The organism is Bacillus sp. LR--39 (assembly GCF_053613335.1).
The window spans coordinates 1-1,037 of sequence record NZ_JBSIOT010000352.1 but is presented as its reverse complement, the minus strand read 5'-3'; the positions used below and the strand labels follow the sequence as shown (position 1 = coordinate 1,037).

Genomic DNA, 1,037 nt, shown 5'->3' with positions numbered 1-1,037 from the left:
CCGCATATTGTGAAGACGATCCGCCAGCTTGATCAATATGACCCTGATATCTTGAGCCATAGCGACAAACATTTTGCGATGATTTTCCGCCTGCTGTTCCTCTTGAGATTTATATTTAATTTTGCCGAGTTTCGTTACGCCGTCTACAAGCATTGCCACTTCTTCGGAAAATGCTTCTTTCAGGTCATCGAGCGTCACATCTGTATCTTCCACGACATCGTGCAAAAATCCGCCCGCGATTGTGGAAGGGTCCATTTCAAGATCAACGAGTATCCCCGCAACCTGAATCGGATGAATAATATATGGCTCGCCCGATTTGCGGTATTGCTCGCGATGAGCATCTTCAGCGTACAGATATGCTTTTTCGACAAATGCGATATGCTCATCAGATAGATAGCTGCGCGCTTTATCTATAACTTGCTCGGCAGTCAATACTTGTTCGTTCGCCATGGAATCACCTTTTTTAAAATGTAAACTGTATTGTAGTTTATTATCAAGAAAAAAACGAAAGATGTAAAGAGCAGAAGTGCAAATAGCCAAATATTATATAAAATAAAAGCAAAACAATAGGAAAAAAGCACCCTGACATGGAGTGCTTTTTCGTTATGCGGTTATCCTTAGTATTTCATCAATGTTAAGATGTCGTAATTTTCCAGCTTATTTCTGCCGTCAAGGTAAGAAAGCTCGATTAAGAAAGCGATACCAGCAACAACGCCGCCAAGTTCTTCAACAAGTTTGATTGTCGCTTCAATTGTGCCGCCTGTCGCAAGCAGGTCATCTGTAATAAGCACACGCTGACCAGGCTTAATCGCATCTTTGTGGATCGTTAATACGTCTTTTCCGTATTCCAAGCCATAATCCACTTTGATTACTTCACGAGGCAACTTGCCTTCTTTGCGGACCGGCGCAAAACCTACGCCAAGCGCGTAAGCAACGGGACAGCCGATAATAAAGCCGCGCGCTTCAGGGCCAACGACCAAATCAATTTGCTTTTCTTTCGCATATTCAACAATTTGATCTGTGGCATAGCGGTATAC

2 protein-coding genes are annotated in these 1,037 nt (G+C 43.0%); both read right to left on the bottom strand.

Annotation, left to right across the window (positions count from 1 at the left end; genetic code table 11):
- Positions 1-450, bottom strand: a 450-nt coding sequence (locus ACWHAR_RS23155; RefSeq protein WP_452087957.1) for an HD domain-containing protein, incomplete at its 3' end; no start/stop codon positions are given.
- A gap of 167 nt (positions 451-617) precedes the next feature.
- Positions 618-1,037, bottom strand: a 420-nt coding sequence (locus ACWHAR_RS23150) for an adenine phosphoribosyltransferase (protein WP_452087956.1), incomplete at its 5' end; no start/stop codon positions are given.